We start from the raw sequence: 17265 nt of genomic DNA, 5'->3' as shown, positions 1-17265 counted from the left end.
TCCCCGCCTGGGGAGGGCCGCTCGCTCGGTCGGGCCCGGATCAGCCGTTCCGTTTGCGCCCCGATCGTGCGAAGGGAGCGTTCCGCTCCCTCCGCACCACGCGGACCGCCTCCGTGCCGGTCAGCGGCGCTCCGGCGATGACCGCCGACTCGACCAGCACTTCGCGGCGCGCGAGCACGTCGGCGGTGATCGTCTTCATGTTCTGCTCGAGGCGGTGGTAGCGCAGGGCGACGACGCCGGTGGCGACGGCGAAGATCGCGGGGATCCAGCTGTTCAGGGCAATGATGCCGTGTACGGCCGTCGCGCTCTGCGTGTTCGCGGCGCCCGAATACCCCGTGACAGCGAGCACGGAACCGAGCACGCCCGCCGCGATCGCAGCGCCCACGGTGCCGGAGAACGAGAACAGCGCGCCGCCGACGCTCTCCAGCCGGCGGTTGCCCTTCCACTCGTTGTAAGTGGCGTTGTCGATGATGAGGATCGGCGCGAGGAAGTTGATCGGGAGCGCAGCGAGGCCGGTGAGCACAGCGGACGCCATGATCAGCGGGAGGTTCGCGCCGGCGAAGAGCATCACCAGGTAGCCGACCGCGCCGATGAAGCTGGAGACGGCGATCATGCGGGAGATCGAGAACTTCCGGATCAACGCCGGGAAGAAGAACATCAACGGGATGAGGGCGACGTAGGAGATCGCGACGATGCCCTGCAGCCCGATATTGCCGACGATGTAGCGGAAGTAGTACGCGCCGGCCGCGATACTGCCGTACACGCCGACGAGGATGGACATCGCCGACAGCACCCAGATGTATGGGTTGCGCCGCAGCGTGCTGAAGATCTCGCGCATGCTGACGCGTTCGGCCTGGATCTCAGCGGCCTCGGGGGATTCGCGGAAGACCCAGAAGCGGATGAGGCCGATGAGCGTTGCGGGGGCGGCGATGCAGATCGCGACGAGCGACCATGCCGCGGGGTCCTTGCCGGCGGCCTGGATCGCGATGGGCATCCCGACCGTGATGATGATGGCGACGAGGACGGTGACGAGTCCGGTCTTGGCCGAGACGTCGCTGTAATGCTCGCGGCGGGGGAAGACGCGGGCGGTGAAGAGCGGGTTGTTGGCCTGGTAGAGCGGCATGAACAGGGCCGTCAGCAGGATGTATGACGAGAAGATCCAGGCGTACTTCGCGACGTCGCCGAGGCTGCCCGGGGTCGAGAACAGGAAGGCGGTGGCGGCCCAGCAGGCGATGATGATCAGGTCGAATGGGCGGGCCTTGCCGAGCTTTGTCTCGGGCGCCCGGTCGACGATCCAGCCGGTGAGGAGGGCTCCCGCGGCGTCGAGGATCTTGCTGACGACGAGGAGACCGCCGACGATAGCGGGGTTGAGCTTGAGGGTGTCGGTCGCGTAGATCGTGAAGTAGCCGGTCATCACGATCAGCGCGTTCATTGAGAACGAGTGCGCCGACCACGGGATCACCCGCCAGATCGAGACGCGGTCGCGCTGCTTCTCGGCTTTGGCCTCGGCCCGCTGTTCTCTGGTCGGCTTCTCGGCCACCGGTGCTTCCTTCGTAGACGCCATCGTCATCGTTCCCTGCATTATCGGACGCCGAAGCGGCGCGTGAGTCTGTGGTGAGAGAACTGTACGACCGACCCAGCCCCAAAAGCAAGCCGAAACTTGAGTGAGGTGGGGTTTTCATTCGTCCGAGGACATTCCGGCGGGGCAAGGTGGTACGTCGCTGCGCTAATCGACACGCAAAAATCGAGCACACGAGAGTATTTGGCCCCTTCTTCGTCAGCTCCGAAAGTTCGGTCGGTAAAGTGATCGAATGAGCAACCCGGGTGCGAAGCGCGGCCCATACGCGCGATCTCGTCAACGCCGCGAGGACGTCGCCACCGCCGTCCTGGAACTGATCGACGAGGTGGGCCACGAGGGCGTCACGACGACGCTCGTTGCGGAGCGCTCCGGCATCAGCGAAGCGACCGTCCTGTACCACTTCCCGACCAAGGACCACCTTCTGGTGGCGGCCTTACAGCGAGCGGACGAGCTGACGGCCGCCGAATCGGGTGTCGCGAACCACTTCAGCGGTGAGTTCGAGCCGGATCCGAACAGCCTCGAACTCTTCGAGGCGACGCTCGCCGCCTCTCGCGGGATCGACACGAGCCCGCGCGCCCGCCTCCTGTATATGCTGCGCGGGCAGGCGGCGACGCCCGGCCATCCCGCCGCGGAGTATTTCGAGGAGCGCGACGCGCAGGCGATCGGCATCTTCGCCAAACTCATCCAAGCCCGGCAGGAGATCGGGCTCGTCCATCCGAAGATCGACCCTCGCGACGCCGCGACGCAGTTCGTCGCCATGTGGAACGGACTGGGCGCGATGGCCTACCTGCACGAAGACATCGACGTCAACCGGCTTCTCCTCGCCGGGCTGCGTCTCCTGATCGGCGAGCAGGTGATGGCGGCGCGGGCGCAGCTGGACGAGCTAGAGCTCTGAGCCGTGCACGCGCCGCCGGATGCGCGGTCAGCTCACCACGATGCGCACGCGGCCCAGGTTCTGAACACGGGCAAACGGACTCGTCGCGTCTCCATCACCCTGCGCGGTGACCCGAGCGGTCACGAAGTAGGTGCCGGGGGAGTCGAAGGCGAACGACTGGCGGGACGTGACCATCTCGGCCGCTGCCACTGGCTCCGCGTCCACGAATGCACCGCTGCCGTCGAGGTCCCAGGCGAGTTCGACAATCGCGCCGGAATGAGGCGGGACCTTCGCGGTGGCGGTGACCGTCACGGTCTGACCCGCGGCGACGTCTGCACGGTCGCTGCCCGCGACCACGAGCTCGATTGTCGGTTGCACGCCGCGGCGGTCCGCCGCAGCGGCCGGAGCGACGATCTGCCCATCGTCGACGCGGTAGTGCGTCGAGGACGCTGGTGCGATGCCCTCTTCCGCCCAGCGGGCGACCTGCCGCAGGGCGATGTGGAGCGCCCCGAGGTAGGACACGGTGTGCGTCGGGTGCTCCTGCTCGCCGATATCGGCGTGCAGAGCGCGGTCGATCATCCAGACGCGCAGCTGGTCGTCGGTGGCATCGCCGAGCCGTTCGCGGACTTTGCCTGCGTACCAGTCGGCCTGCCAGGGGAAGGCCTCACGGTCGTGTAGAGCCTCCACGATGATCATCTTCCCGGCGATGTCTCCCGATTGCAGCGTTCCCGAGGCGCCCCGGGTCATCAGCGGGCCGACGAGGACGTCGCGCTGCGGGAAGATCGGGTCGCCACCCGCGTCGCGGAACTGATCCCACACGGCGAACTCCGCCGCGGGAACCTGATGGCGATGGTAGGTCTGGGCGGCGAGGAAGTTGCTGTTGTCGACGGTGACACGGTCCCCGGGCCGGAGTTCGCGCAGCGCCGGGTACAGGTCGGGGAAGTCGACGACGGCCAGATCGTCGGTCACCCGCTGGAGGTTGGCGCGTGTCCCGGATGCGGGGCCGTCCAGCACGGTCAGGATCGCGTTCGCCGGGTCGGTGCGGGGTGCGTCGGCGAGGCGGACGGCCACGACGATGTCGCCACCGGCCCGTGGGCCCTTGAACGCCTCGTCGACACCGCCTGACGGGCCTTCGGTCGCGGACTCGCCGAGCAACCCGAGGCGACCGGCCTCGGCGCGGGTGTAGGTCTCGGCAACACCGGTTGTGAGGATGACTCGGTCGCGGTGCACGGAGGAGTCCGGGTCGGCGCCGAGGTAGCCCGGCACGCTCCAGAAGTCGTCGAAGTAGGTCGGATCGATGGCCTCGAGCGATTGGTAGAGCACGCCGAAGGCCTGCGTCCCCATCGTGCGGTGGCCGTGCCACGCCCGCGGGGGGAACCCCATCCTGGTGACTTCGGCCAGGGCCGCGCGCTGTTCGGGATCCAGTCCCGCGTCGATCGCAGATGTAGCTCCGGGCTCTGTCGCGTCGACGATCCCGTCGAGCACGTCGCGCAGCACGCGCATCGCGTGCATGCGCACGGTGAAGACGTTCGGGATGGCGACAGGGCTGCCGATCACGTGCGGCACGAAGCCCTCCCACGCGCCGCGGGTGTTCTCGGCGCACGCAATAGTGCGGAAGCCGCCGCCCGAGCCGCCGTAGGCGTAGCCGAAGGTGCGGTGCTCACCGTAGATCTCCTGCGCCAGGATCTTTGCGTAACGGGCGACCGCGGCGTTAGCGCGGTAAGCGCCGATGGTCGGGTCGGTCTCCAGCTGCGGGCGGGAGAGGTCGATCGCGCCGCCCCCGTTCGTCTCGACGAAGAACGCGCCGGAGCTGAAGGCGAAGCCGATCTTGTCCTCGGCTCCGCTGAGCCCGAGGGCGAGATGCTCGCTCTCGGGGACGGGTGTGATGTGCTGGAAGAAGCGGCCTTCATAGGTCTGCTCGGGCGGCAGGTAGAACGAGAAGCGCGTCTCGGTGCCCTCGAACCCGCCGTGCACGTAGCGGTACGGATACGGTTCGGTGCGTTCCTCGTCGACGTCGACATACGGTCGATCGAAGATGGTGTCCTCGAGGTCGGTTCGAGTGATGGTGTCGGACATGGATCCTCCCTGCGTCGCGTCGTCGCGTGAGGGACACTGTACGGCGAAACTTGAGTGAATACCAAGTTTAACCGGTTCAATCGCGCACTTACCAGCCCAAAACTGACCAGCGCACTGTGAAAATGAGGCGACCGGCGCAGTTCGCCGGGTGTCATGGCGCAGTCAGATCTCAGCGCAGATCAGCAGGACCCAGTCACCGGCAGTCGGCGCGAGGGGAATGGCGATCGCACCCGCCTCGGGATGCACGGACCGCGCGGCCTCCAGCCGCTCCCCGGTGCGCGGGTCGAACCAGGCGACCGTGAACGGCTCCTCCGGGAGGCCGGTGATCCACGCGCTCCCCTCGTCGTGACGGTAGGTCTCGCCGAAGTAGACGACGACGGTCGTGCGCGCCGGGTTCGTGGAGACGAGCGGTGGGTAGAAGTACTCGTTCGTCCAGAAGTCGGTCCGGTACGCCTCCGGAGCCGGCCTCAGCGTCCACCACTCCAACCCCTCGTAGAACCGGCGGAGGTGTCCCAGCTGGGTCGCGCCGGGGAGCTCGACGCCGTCGAACCAGGGCAGTCCGCCCCACATCGACGTGCTGTCGCGCCCGTCCCAGGCGCCGTTCCAGATCCCCTGGCCGCCGTATGAGTATCCGCAGCACCCGGACTGGATCGCGCGGTAGGCCACCTGGCGCACCATCGTGTCGGTGACGGTGCGGCGCCCGTTGGGCTCCACACTGGTGAGGCCTTCGTAGAAGCTCTCGCCCTCCACGAGCGGCTTGCCGGGGTGCGCGGCGAGATGGCCGGCCCAGTGCGCCCGGCCCGCGGCCTTGTCGCCGTGCCCCAGCTGGCTGAGCGAGAATGCGAACCACTCCTCGTCCTGGAAGTCGGCCGGCATCGGACGCTCGTTGGTGAGGTGCGCCGTGATCGGGTGGTGGTAGGCGTCCGCGCTGTCGATCGCGCGCGCCACGTCGCCCCAAGCGGAGAGACGCTGCGCTCGGAGGGCCGGGTCGTAGCCGGCGACCTCGCCGCCGAGCGTCCACACCGTCGGATAGGCGCCGTAGCGAGCCACGACCTCGCGGGCGAAGCGCAGCATCGCCTCCGGCCGGGCGTCCACGGCGTCGTACCAGCCGAGTCCGACCGCGTGGATCAACCCGCGCTCAGCGATGTACGCGAAGCGCGGATCGAGCACGTCGCGGAAGAACGACAGGTCGAGCTCGTCGTCCGCGACGAGGCGGTCCCAGAACTCCGGTGGGCTCCACGACAGGATGTTCGACTGGTAAACGCTGAACCCCTGGTGGACGCGCTTGTCGACAGTGCCACGGAACTGCGAGGACCATCCCGGCCGGTTGGACTCGTCCCAGCGTTCCCAGGCGAAGCGCCAGTGGGTGTCGCCGAGCCAGAAGAACGGTGCGCCGTCGTGGTGCGCGAGGTGCGTGCCAGAGTCGGATGCTCTCAGGAATCCGTGAGCGTACACACCGAGCTCCGTGACCGGCTTTTCGCAGACGATGGTCCCTGTCCGGTCGTCCAAGCCCGTGTCTTGCGGGTCAGAGCAGCTCGTGCGATACGACCACTCGCCTGTCACCGGAAAGGCGACGCGGACCCGCCAGGTGCTCCCGCCATCCCAGAATGCGGTTCTGCGAAGGGACTCCGACCCGGGGCCACCGAAGACGACCTCGACCGTGCGGCCGTCGTGCGGCCGCCCGGCCGAGCTCTCGAACGCGATCTCATGCACTCGCCATTGCGCGACCTTCGTCATGGGTCTCCTCGCTCTTCCGGCGTCGGTCGCCGTCTGCACCATCGTGGCCGAGCGCCGGCGCGGGTTCATGTTCGAGAGGTCTCGTTGCGCAAAAACCTCGCCTCCGGTGTCCCGTAGGGTCGGGTGGTGCTGAGGGCGTCAGCGTGGATTCGACGTCGTAGCGCGGACTCTGAGCGTCGGCGGGATAAGGAACCGGATAGGGTCGGTACGGCCGCCGATCCGTTCCAGCAGCAACCGAGCGCTGGCCCGGCCGGTCTCACTCGCCGACTGGTTCATCGTCGTCAGGCCGACGCGAGGGAACCCGGCCAATGCGATGTCGTCGTATCCTGCGATCGCGACGTCCTCGGGGACTCGGAGTCCGGACTCGTCGAACGTGCGGAGTACTCCGAGCGCGGCGATATCGGCGCCCGCGAAGACCGCGGCGGGCAGTTCCGCGCGGCCCAGCAGTATCTCCGCGGCCCGGACTCCACCCTGCTCGGTGTAGGCCGTCGAGACGACATCGGGCTGGAGTCCGTGCGCGCGCATCGCGCTCTCGTATCCGCGCTGGCGCTCCGTGTGCGAGAGGACATGCTGGCCTCGGAGGCCGCCAGAAGGCTGACTCGTGTGGACGATCGTGCGGTATCCCGTCTCGACGAGGTGCTCGACCATCAGCTCGGCACCGCGGAAGTCATCCGTGACCACCGTGTCGAAATGGCGCGCCGAACCGTGGCGCGCCACGACCACGGTGGGGATGTCACGGCCTAGGTCCTCGAGCCACGCCTGTGACGTCCACGGCGCTATCACCACGAGACCGTCCACCTGACGGTCGAAGAGCGCCTCGATACTTCGTCGCTGCTGGGCAGGATCGACGCCGCCACGCACGACGATCTCCTGAAACGACGTGCCATCGAGGGCAGCGGAGATTCCTTCGACGATCTCGGGCTGGAACGGCGAGGAGAAGTCCGTGAGCATGACGCCGATGGTGTACGACGTGCCGCGCATCCCGCGGGCTCCCGCGTGCGGTCGGTACTGAAGCATGTCGATCGCGTCGGTCACCCGTTGGCGCATCTGTGCGCTCACTCCCGGGGCGGACCGTAGGACCTTCGACACCGCCGACGTCGATACGCCGGCTGCGGCCGCGACGTCCCGGATCGTCGCGCGACGCTTCGGCAGCGCCAGGTTGGGTGAGTCGCCGGCGGTCATGAGCTGACGGTAGCCGAGCTTGGAACTCGAAGCAACGTGACCAAACCGAGACCCGTTTGCGCAAAAAGAGGCTCGTGGATTGCTTATGAAAGGCGACGTTCTTACCTTCGATCTGTAGAACGATGCACGTCGAAGATCCACCACGGCAGGTGCCCCCTCACCGGGTTCGGCGACATCCCCCCAACAAAGGAGTTGCAATGCGAAGCACCCGACGACGAGCGCTACTCGCGCTCGCGGCCCCGGTCCTGATCACAGCAGTCGCACTCAGCGGCTGCACCTCCGGATCCGGCTCCTCCTCGGCAAGCAAGTCGAAGGACACACTCACTCTGGGTATGACCCAGGACATCACCGGCTGGGATTCCACCAACCAGCCCTCGTACCAGAACTACCCGATGATGGCGGTCTGGGACACTCCGCTCCAGTGCGACAGCCTCGGCAAGCCGCTGCCCGGCCTGGCCAAGAGCTGGACCATCAGCAAGGACCAGCGCACCCTCAGCTTCACGCTGCGCGCGGGACAGAAGTTCACCGACGGCAGCCCGCTCGACGCCGCCGCAGTGAAGGCGAACTACGAGTATGCCGCGACCTCCGGCGCCGGCTCCGCCCGGTACAAGGACATCAAGGTCGACGCTCCCGACGCCACCCACGTGAGTGTCACCTGGCCGACCGCGAACCCGCTGATGATCCTGAGCACCTGCTACTTCAACCTCACCAGCGAGAAGGCGCTCGCGTCCAAGGATCACTCCACCCCGGTCGGCTCCGGCCCGTACATCCTCGACCAGGATCACTCAACGACGGGATCCGTCTACACCTTCGACAAGAACAACGCGTACTGGGGTGCCGGCGAGTACCCGTACAAGAAGCTCGTGGTCAAGGTCATCACGAGCGACACCGCCGTCCTGAACGCGCTGAAGACGGGACAGATCGACGGCTCGCTCGTCACCACCTCCACCGTCAACCAGGTGAAGTCCTCCGGGCTCAACCTGACGACCCTGAAGGCGCCGAACACGACGCGGTTGCTCATCACCGACCACCTGGGCAAGGTGATCCCGGCGCTCGGCAACCTCAAGGTACGCCAGGCGATGAACATGGTCTTCGACAAGAACGCGATGTCGAGCAAACTGTACCTCGGCCACGCGACTCCCGCCGACCAGATCTTCCGACCGGGCAGCGACGCGTACATCCCGAACATGAAGGACCCCTACCCCTTCAACGTCTCCAAGGCCAAGCAGCTGATGAAGGATGCCGGCTACGAGAACGGCTTCACCCTCACGATCCCGGTGATCGCCAACACGGGCGTGGACAAGCTGCTCCCGTACGTCACCCAGCAGCTCGGCCTGATCAACATCAAGGTGGAACAGCAGACGCTTTCGGGTCCGAACATGTACAGCGACCTGCTCGGCGGCAAGTTCCCCGTGCCGCTGTGGGGCCTCGGCAACTACGGCGAGTCGCTGCAGGACATCTACGACTACGTCCTGCAGGGCGGTATCTGGAACGTCGAGCACCAGCCGGACGCGACCGTCGACTCGCTCTGGGCCAAGATCACCACCACGACCGGCGCCGACCAGAAGAAGGCCGAACAGGACCTCAACAAGTACATCACCGACCAGGCGTGGTTCGTTCCGATGGTCTACCCGGACAACTTCTACGCCTACCGCAACGGCATCACCGTCAACAAGACGTCTGACTTCGCCGGGCTCAACCCGCTGCTGCGGGACTTCAAGTAACACCGGGAAGAGGTTCGAGTCCCATGCTGGCACTCTCCATCACGAAGAAGCTCGCCCGAGCGATCGGCGTCTTCCTCGTCGTCACCTTCGTCACGTTCTGCATGATGTTCGGAAACGCTGAGGGCATCGCCCGCGGCGTCCTGGGCCTGCACGCACAGCAGTCCGATGTGGCGAAGGAAGTCGTCAAGCTGGGACTCGACCAGCCTCTTCTCGTGCAATACGGGAAATGGCTCCTCGGAGTCTTCACCGGGGACCTGGGTCACTCGTACTTCACAGGCCAGTCTGTGAACAATGCGTTGGCGACCCGGGTCCCGGTGACCCTCTCCCTCGTGCTGGTGACGCTCCTGCTGACGCTGATCATCAGCGTGATCGTCGGCGTCGCAGCGGCCATATTCGGCGGCTGGATCGACAGGGTCGTCCAGTTCCTCACCGTCCTGGGCGCCGCGGTCCCTGCCTTCATCATCGCCGTCGGACTGGTGTTCACGTTCGCGATCGCCATTCCGCTCTTCCCCGCGACGGGATACGTAGCCCTCACCGACGATCCGTCGGGCTGGACCCGATCGATCGCACTGCCCGTGCTCGCACTGTTGATCGGTTCGATCGCCGGCGCCGCGACGCAGGTCCGAGGAGCCGTGCTCGACGTCCAAGGGCGCGACTTCGTCCGAACGTTGCGAGCACGCGGGATCTCGAACACTCCTCTGCTCTTCCGGCACGTGCTCCGAAACGCATCGGGCCCGGGACTGACCGCACTGAGCCTGCAGAGCATCGCCCTCCTCGGCGGGGCCGTGTTCATCGAGCAGATCTTCGCGCTGCCCGGCATCGGACAGTTGGCGAACATCTCCGCGCAGCAGGGCGATGTTCCCATCGTCATGGGCGTGGTGCTCGTGACCATCATCTTCGTCCTGGTCGTCAATCTCCTCAGCGACCTGGCCAACGCAGCTCTCAATCCGAAAGCACGAACGCGATGACTCTCCATCCCACGACCGAATCGATCCTCGCCGTCGAGCGCCAGGCCCGGCGTCGTCGACCGCTCGTCGTCCGCCTCCTGGCCAACCCGCTCGGCGCGATCACCATCGCCTTCTTGCTGCTCGTCGTCGTCCTCGGCGTCTTCGCTCCGTTGATCGCGCCCATCCCGCCGAATGAGACGAACCTCGACGCAGTCAACGCGCCGCCGTTCTCAGGAGGACACCTGCTGGGCGCCGACCAGTCCGGACGCGACATCTTCTCCCGCCTGGTGTGGGGGACCCAGCCCACGATCGTGGGAGCGATCATCGTTCTGGTCGTCTCTGTCATCCTCGGTGTCAGCACGGGCCTCCTCGCCGGCTTCTTCCGGGGACGCTTCGAGGCCATCAGCGGATTCTTCTCCGACGTCATCATGTCGCTGCCCGGAATCGTTCTGCTGATCGCGCTGTACACACTGACCGGGCCCAACATCCCGGCCGCGATGGCCGTCTTCGGTATCCTCGTCGCCCCGACCTTCTTCCGTCTCGTACGTGCCGTCGTCTTCGGTGTCCGCAACGAGCTTTACGTCGACGCCGCCCGCGTCGTCGGCCTGTCCAACACGCGCATCATCGGACGGCACGTGCTCTGGGCTGTCCGCGGCCCGGTCATCATCCAGAGCGCCTTCATCATCGCCGCCGGCATCGGCATCCAGGCCGGTGTCGACTTCCTCGGGCTCGGCGACCCGCGGCAGCCCTCCTGGGGAAGCGTCATGCAGGACGCGTTCAACAACATCTACAACAACCCGGTCGGCGTCTGGTGGCCGGCCCTGCTGATCAGCATCACCATCCTGTGCCTCGTACTCCTCGGCAACGTGCTCCGCGACGAGCTCCAGTCCACCGGCGTCAAGCCGCTGACCGTCCGCGGGCGCCGCCGCCTCAGCGTCCAGCAGGAGCACACGCCGGTTCGAGCTCTGCCTCGCGGAGACTTCGCACTCGCCGTTCGCGGGCTCCGCGTCGGATACCCGGAAGCCAACGGAGAGGTCAAGGAAGTCGTCCACGGCGTCGACCTCGATGTCCGTCCGGGCGAGATCCACGGCCTGGTCGGCGAATCGGGCTCCGGCAAGTCCCAGATCGCATTCTCCACTCTCGGCATTCTCCCCCGAGAGGCGGTGATCCTCGGCGGCAGCATCTGGCTGGACGGCGAAGACCTCCTTGCCGACCCCAAGCGGCTGGCGAAAGTGCGTGGAAGCCGGATCGGCTACGTGCCCCAGGAGCCGATGTCGAACTTGGACCCCTCGTTCACGATCGGGGCGCAGCTCACATACGGGCTCCGCGCCGTCACCTCGCTGTCCAAGAAGGAAGCGCGAACGAAACTCCTGGCGCTCCTCACGAGGGTCGGCATCCGGGACCCCGAGCGCGTCTTCGGTATGTACCCGCACGAGATCTCCGGAGGCATGGCGCAGCGCGTCCTCATCTGCGGTGCCATCGCATCCGGCCCCGACATCATCGTCGCCGACGAGCCCACCACCGCACTCGATGTGACCGTCCAGGCGGAGGTCCTGGAACTGCTTCGCGAACTGAGCAAGGAGCGCGGACTGGCGATGATCCTCGTCACCCACAACCTCGGCGTCGTCGCCGACATCTGCGACGTGGTCAGCGTCATGCGCAACGGCCGGATCGCCGAAGAGGCGGCCGTCGAGTCCCTCTTCGCCGACCCGCAGGAGGCCTACACCAAAGAGCTCCTCGACTCCTCCCGGAGCGTTGAGATCATCGAGGAGGCATCGTGAGCGAAACCATCCTTCGCGTTCAGGACCTGGACGTCACGTTCGGCTCCGGGCGTCACTCCAAACAGGTCATCGACAACGTCTCATTCGACCTGCACTCCGGAGAGACCCTGAGCCTGGTCGGCGAGTCCGGGTCCGGCAAGACCACGATCGGGCGCGCCATCCTGGGCCTCGCCCCGGTCACCGGCGGCTCCATCGACTTCCGCGGTCAGACCATCAGTAATCTGCGCCGCGCGGACCGTCGCAAAATCGCCCGCGACATCCAGGTCGTATTCCAGGACCCGTATTCCTCGCTGAACCCGTCGATGACGGTCGAAGACATCCTGGTCGAGCCGCTGAAGACGGTCGGAATCCGCGACGGTCGCAAACGCGTGCGAGCTCTCCTGGACTCCGTCGGCCTGCCGGCGGACTCCGGGGGCCGGTTTCCGAAGGAGTTCTCCGGCGGACAGCGACAGCGCATCGCCATCGCCCGTGCCCTGGCCTTGGAGCCCTCCGTCATCATCTGCGACGAGCCGACGAGCGCTCTCGACGTGACGACGCAGGCCCGCGTGCTCACCCTGTTGCGGGAGCTTCAAGATCGCACGGGCGTGGCGTACCTCTTCATCAGTCACGACCTCGGCGTCGTCAACGCGATCAGCGACCGAATCGCGGTGCTGTATCAGGGCAAGATCGTCGAACTCGGCGAGGCGACGCAGGTCGCCCACCACCCGCACCACGACTACACCCGGCGACTGCAGATGTCCGCGCCGGTCGCAGACCCCCAGCAGCAGCGGGAACGGCGCGAGGAACGCATCCGACTGTTCGCGTCGGAAGCGCCCGCGATCGCTGGTTGACCTCGCCGCGAAACCGTACTCGCCTCCGTCGGTCCGACGCGCTCGCCCAGCTCTAGAACCTCACCACCAGAACGGACCACCATGACGTCGACCAGCCCGAACCGCCTCGTTACCGAATCTCCGCTCGGCAAGGAACAACTGCGGGTTCCCGCGTCAACCGAGCCGATCGTGCCCGGCTTCTACCCCGATCCCACCATCTGCCGCGTTGGTGACGACTACTACCTCGCGAACTCCAGCTTCGAGTACTTCCCTGCCGCCCCGCTGTTCCACAGCACGGACTTGGAGACCTGGACCCAGATCGGCAACATTCTCACCAGGCGCAGCCAATTCCGACACGGTGTCGACCTGCCCTCGACGGGAATCTACGGATCGACCCTCCGATTCCACGATGGACGATTCTGGTTCATCACCACCAACGTCAGCGACTTCGGTGGCGGTCAACTGATCGTCTCTGCGGAGGACCCGGCAGGGGAGTGGAGCGACCCTGTCTTCGTTCCCGAGGCCACCGGCATCGACCCCGACCTGTGCTGGGACGAGGATGGGACGTGCTACCTGACATGGAACGCGCTGGATTTCCGCACTGCCGGCCGGGGGATCCGTCAGGCGCCGATCGATCTCACCTCCGGGCGGCTTCTCGCCCCGGACTACCCGCTCTGGCAGGGGACCGGACTGCTCGCGCCCGAGGGCCCCCATCTGTATCGGATCGATGACTATTGGTACTTGATCCTGGCCGAAGGCGGCACCGAACGCGGCCACTGTGTCACGGCGGCCAGAAGCACGAGGCCGACAGGGCCCTTCGAACCGTGCCCATGGAACCCCGTTTTCACTCACCGCAGCACCGGCCATGCGGTCCAGAACGTCGGCCACGCGGATCTCGTCGAGACTCCGGACGGCGGCTGGGCCGCGGTCTACCTGGCCGCCCGGCCCACAGGTCCGACACCGGGCTTCCACGTGCTCGGACGGGAGACCTTCTTGACCGGCGTCGACTGGCTCGGCGGCTGGCCGGTTTTCGATGAGGATCGCTTCACGCACCCGGCGGTCGAGACGGCATTCGCCGACGACTTCAGTGGAGACGACCTCGCGTTGCGTTGGGTGACTCCCGGCGGCGAGCCCATGGCCGTCGTCAGCCGCCTACCACGCGAGGGGATCGCATTCACGGGCGGCGAGAACGGTGGCGCGGATCTGCTGTGTTGTCGGGTACAGGATCTTCGCTGGGCTGCAGAGGCGCTCTTCGAGACCTCCGGCCGGTTGCAGCTCAGGATCGATGAGCGTCACTGGTACGAATTGACCCTTCAGGCCGGACGCGTGAGCGTTACCGCGCGTATCGGCGACCTGGAGCAGGTCGTCGCGTCGGAGGAGGTCGGGGACGGTGAGATCCGTCTGCGGATCGCGGCCCTGGACCCGGCGCACGGAAAGCTACCGTTCGGCCAAGGCGGCCCCGATGACATCGGGCTCTCATACGCGCGAGCGGATGAGCTCCATGAACTCGCGCGACTCGACGGGCGTTACCTCTCTACGGAAGTCGCAGGAGGGTTCACCGGGCGTGTGCTCGGCGTCGGGGCGGCAGACGCGGACTCGATCCTCCACCGGTTCGACTACCGACCGACGCCACGCCCTTGAGCTCCTTTCGCAGCCCGAGTCACGCTGCGGGGAGCGGTGGAAGCGTGGACTGACGTACCATCAGCCGGGTCGCCAGCTCGATGCGCTCGAACTGTTCGGGCTCGCGCACCCGCAGTTCGCCGACGAGCTGGACTGCACGCGCGGCCATCGCCTCCAACGGCTGTCGGACAGAGGTCAGTGGGGGAGTTGCCGCTGCGGCGCGGGCTTCGTCGTTGAACCCGATCACGCTCACGTCCTGCGGGATGCGCAGCCCGAGAAGTGCCGCGGCGCGGTAGACGTCCAGCGCCATCTCGTCGTTGCAGGCGAAGACGCCGACGGGGGACTTGTCGTCGGCCATGAGGCGCCGGAAGTCGCGGGTGACGTCCGGTGCGGTCCAGCGAGCGTCGATACGGGTCACCGGCGCGTCGCCCAAGGATTCGGCGATGGCCGAACGGAAACCTTCTTCTCGTGCCTTGCCGAAACGGTAGTGCGGGAGTCCAGTCACGACGAAGAACCGCTGGAGCCCTGTCGACGCGAGGAGCATGCCGGCGTCGTAGCCGCCCTGCCAGTCGGTGGTCCCCACACTCGCGAGTTCTCCATGCGGGTCTGAGCGCGGGTCGAGGAGGACGATCGGGATGCGGGCGCCGCTCAACTCCTCGAGCTGGCGTTTCGTCGGCTTGATCAGGCCCAGGATGACGCCCGACGGCCGGCGTCGGGCGACGCGGGCGGGCCAGTCATCCGAAGGGTCGTCTCGTTCGAGCGTGAGCACCAGGTCGAAGCCGTGATCGAACGCCCCTTGGCGTGCCCCGGCGACCATCGCGTCCGTCCAAGCGTCATCGAAGCTGCCCAGAACCAACTCGATCAGACGCACGTCGAGCGTTGTCGGCCGCCCCTGGGACGTGGCGGCCGGGTCGTAGCCGAGCTCGCGCGCCACGGCCAGGATTGCATTCCGCGTACTCGACTTGAGGTCTCCTCGGCCTGAGAGGGCGCGCGAGACCGTCGAAATCGACACGTTCGCCGCTCGCGCGATGTCCTGGAGCGTCACTGCGTTCGAAACCACACTCCATTGTCGCAAAGGCGAGATGTTTTTGCGCAATCGTTCGTCGCCGCGAAGCGAGATGTGATTGCCTACTGGAGACGCTTGCGGTCTCGACCCGCCAGAAATCTGTAGAAGGCAAAGGGACCTGATGAGCGCTACCTACACGCGACCCACGTCGGCTATCACTGGGACGGCCACCGATCTGCCGCCCGAAAGGCGCTGGCTTCTCGTAATCGTGCTCGGTGGACTGACAATGCTGGGGCCGTTCACGATGGATCTCTACCTGCCGGCATTCCCACAGGTCCAGCACGATCTGGCCACGTCGCAGGCAGCGGTCCAGCTGACGCTGACGGCGACCGCAATCGGCATGGGCATCGGTCAGCTCGTGGTCGGTCCCGTGAGCGACTCCTTCGGCCGCCGACGGCCCCTGCTGGCCGCAACGGCACTCCATATCGTCTCGAGCCTGCTCGTCGCTGCGGCCCCGACCGTTGCCGTCGTCACGGCCGCGCGGCTGGGCCAGGGCCTCGGCGCCGCAGCGAGCTCCGTTGTCACGGTCGCCATGGTCCGGGACCTCTTCGGTGGATACCGCCTCGTGCGCATGCTCGCCCACATCGCGCTGATCAGCGGTCTGGCCCCGATCATCGCACCGGTCCTCGGTTCGCAACTTCTCCTCATCATCTCGTGGCGCGGAGTGTTCGCAGCGCTCGCCGTCTACGGGGTGATAATCCTCTTGCTGTGCGCGTTCATCGTCCCTGAGACGCTCTCTCCGAGAACGAACACATCCGGCGACCGGGAGCGCACGTCGGCGCGGCTCGCGCTCGTTCTGGGCGACCGGGTCTACCTCGGCGCCGCCCTCGCAGGTGGGATGATCTTCGCTGCGATCGTCACCTACCTCTCCACCTCACCGTTCGTCTTCCAGGCGAGCCTGGGCCTCGACCCGCAGCAATTCGGACTCCTGTTCGCCCTGAACGCCGTCGGCCTCCTCCTCGCCACACAAGTCTCCGCTCGACTCATGCGCTTCCTCGAACCTGCCTGGATGCTCGCCGCCGGGCTCGCGACGCTTCTGGTGAGCGGAATCGCTCTCGCCGTACTCGGCCTGACTCATGCCGGACTTGTCGGCGTGGCCATCGCCAGCTTCGTCTTCGTGTCATCGACCGGATTCGCGAACCCTTGCGTGAGCATCCTCACGCTGAAGGACCAGCACGGACGGGCAGGGACCGCGGCCGCACTCAGCGGCTTCGTCAACTCCCTCATCGGAGGACTGGTCTCGCCCCTGCCAGGACTGTTCGGCGGCGGGACCGCGACCGCACTCGGCCTCGTCATCATCAGCGCAATGCTGGTCGGGCTGTCAGCGCTGTTCTTGCTGGTCCGGCCGTGGTCGGTCCCACGATTGAATCGCGACTGAGTTTTTGCGCAAACTGCGATCGGTCGAGTGAAGTCCCGAGGCTCGTGCGGAGACCGTGCCTCGACGGGCACCCTCAAGGTCACCGCCGTGCGGATGGCTCTCCGACATCTTCAAGCGACGCAAGCCATTCGTCTGGGCCGCGGCCGTCATCGCTGGAGTGGGGCTGCTCGTCATCGGTGTCTCGAACAGCTTCGAGCAGTTCCTGATCGGCGCGGCGATCACAAGCCTCGGAACCGGCCTCTACTACGCGGTCGACCTCGCCCTCGTCGCAGCCGTGCTCCCCAATCCGGACGACGCCGCGAAGGACATGGGCGTCTTCCAGATCGCCAACAGCCTGCCGCAGTCCCTTGCGCCCGCGATCGCACCCCTGTTCCTCGCGATCGGGGCCGTCAGCGGAGGTAACTACCCGGCCGTCTTCATTGCAGCGACGGTGTTCGCGGTGATCGGCGCCTTCCTGATCGTGCCGGTGAAGAAGACACGCTGACCCGCCCG

13 protein-coding genes and 1 pseudogene are annotated in these 17265 nt (G+C 66.6%); 8 read left to right on the top strand and 6 right to left on the bottom strand.

What is annotated here, in order from left to right; translation table 11 throughout:
* Positions 1–40 precede the first annotated feature (40 nt).
* Complete coding sequence (locus AC0HS0_RS09740) at positions 41–1540, bottom strand: MFS transporter (RefSeq protein ID WP_472963605.1); 1500 nt, start codon at positions 1538–1540, stop codon at positions 41–43.
* Between the two features lie 271 nt (positions 1541–1811).
* Between AC0HS0_RS09740 and AC0HS0_RS09735 the strand changes: the two genes are divergently transcribed.
* Entirely contained in the window at positions 1812–2474 is a 663-nt protein-coding gene (locus AC0HS0_RS09735; RefSeq protein ID WP_472963602.1) for a TetR/AcrR family transcriptional regulator, read from the top strand.
* Positions 2475–2501: 27 nt separating this feature from the next.
* Here AC0HS0_RS09735 and AC0HS0_RS09730 read toward each other — a convergent pair whose 3' ends face one another.
* The 4 genes and pseudogenes from AC0HS0_RS09730 to AC0HS0_RS09715 form a co-directional block, all read right to left on the bottom strand.
* Positions 2502–4529, bottom strand: coding sequence for a hypothetical protein (locus tag AC0HS0_RS09730; protein WP_472963601.1), 2028 nt, complete (start codon positions 4527–4529; stop codon positions 2502–2504).
* 162 nt (positions 4530–4691) lie between these two features.
* The gene (locus AC0HS0_RS09725; protein WP_472964174.1) at positions 4692–5984 is read right to left on the bottom strand and encodes an apiosidase-like domain-containing protein; all 1293 of its coding nucleotides are present in this window, start codon (positions 5982–5984) and stop codon (positions 4692–4694) included.
* Positions 5985–6071: 87 nt separating this feature from the next.
* A pseudogene (locus AC0HS0_RS09720) lies at positions 6072–6266 on the bottom strand (DUF5060 domain-containing protein); the annotation flags it as partial.
* Positions 6267–6404: 138 nt separating this feature from the next.
* A complete protein-coding gene (locus AC0HS0_RS09715) occupies positions 6405–7592 on the bottom strand; it encodes a LacI family DNA-binding transcriptional regulator (RefSeq protein WP_472963600.1) in 1188 nt (395 codons plus the stop codon).
* 188 nt (positions 7593–7780) lie between these two features.
* On the opposite strand from AC0HS0_RS09715, the gene AC0HS0_RS09710 reads away from it, so the two are divergent.
* The 5 genes from AC0HS0_RS09710 to AC0HS0_RS09690 all read left to right on the top strand — a co-directional run bounded on the left by AC0HS0_RS09710 (position 7781) and on the right by AC0HS0_RS09690 (position 14350).
* The gene (locus AC0HS0_RS09710) at positions 7781–9172 is read left to right on the top strand and encodes an ABC transporter substrate-binding protein (protein WP_472963599.1); all 1392 of its coding nucleotides are present in this window, start codon (positions 7781–7783) and stop codon (positions 9170–9172) included.
* A 23-nt stretch (positions 9173–9195) separates the two neighbouring features.
* Positions 9196–10140, top strand: a complete 945-nt coding sequence (locus AC0HS0_RS09705; RefSeq protein WP_472963597.1) for an ABC transporter permease — start codon at positions 9196–9198, stop codon at positions 10138–10140.
* A complete protein-coding gene (locus AC0HS0_RS09700; RefSeq protein WP_472963596.1) occupies positions 10137–11900 on the top strand; it encodes a dipeptide/oligopeptide/nickel ABC transporter permease/ATP-binding protein in 1764 nt (587 codons plus the stop codon). Before AC0HS0_RS09705 ends, AC0HS0_RS09700 begins: the two co-directional genes overlap by 4 nt.
* Positions 11897–12730 carry an ATP-binding cassette domain-containing protein gene (locus AC0HS0_RS09695; protein ID WP_472963595.1) on the top strand — a complete coding sequence of 278 codons (834 nt, stop codon included), beginning with the start codon at positions 11897–11899 and terminating at the stop codon, positions 12728–12730. The genes AC0HS0_RS09700 and AC0HS0_RS09695 overlap by 4 nt, the downstream gene beginning before the upstream one ends.
* An 81-nt stretch (positions 12731–12811) precedes the next feature.
* Positions 12812–14350: a glycoside hydrolase family 43 protein gene (locus tag AC0HS0_RS09690; RefSeq protein WP_472963594.1), complete on the top strand. Its 1539-nt coding sequence runs from the start codon at positions 12812–12814 to the stop codon at positions 14348–14350.
* 19 nt (positions 14351–14369) lie between these two features.
* Here the strand turns inward: AC0HS0_RS09690 and AC0HS0_RS09685 are convergent, their stop codons facing one another.
* On the bottom strand, positions 14370–15374 hold the full coding sequence (locus AC0HS0_RS09685; RefSeq protein WP_472964173.1) for a LacI family DNA-binding transcriptional regulator: 1005 nt from the start codon (positions 15372–15374) through the stop codon (positions 14370–14372).
* 142 nt (positions 15375–15516) lie between these two features.
* Between AC0HS0_RS09685 and AC0HS0_RS09680 the strand changes: the two genes are divergently transcribed.
* Positions 15517–16773, top strand: a complete 1257-nt coding sequence (locus AC0HS0_RS09680; RefSeq protein WP_472963592.1) for a multidrug effflux MFS transporter — start codon at positions 15517–15519, stop codon at positions 16771–16773.
* 55 nt (positions 16774–16828) lie between these two features.
* Positions 16829–17257 carry an MFS transporter gene (locus AC0HS0_RS09675; RefSeq protein WP_472963591.1) on the top strand — a complete coding sequence of 143 codons (429 nt, stop codon included), beginning with the start codon at positions 16829–16831 and terminating at the stop codon, positions 17255–17257.
* The last annotated feature ends 8 nt before the right edge of the window (positions 17258–17265 follow it).

This window comes from Leifsonia sp. PARNA 1/14 (genome assembly GCF_055720965.1).
This window is presented reverse-complemented; position numbering and strand designations above follow the sequence as displayed.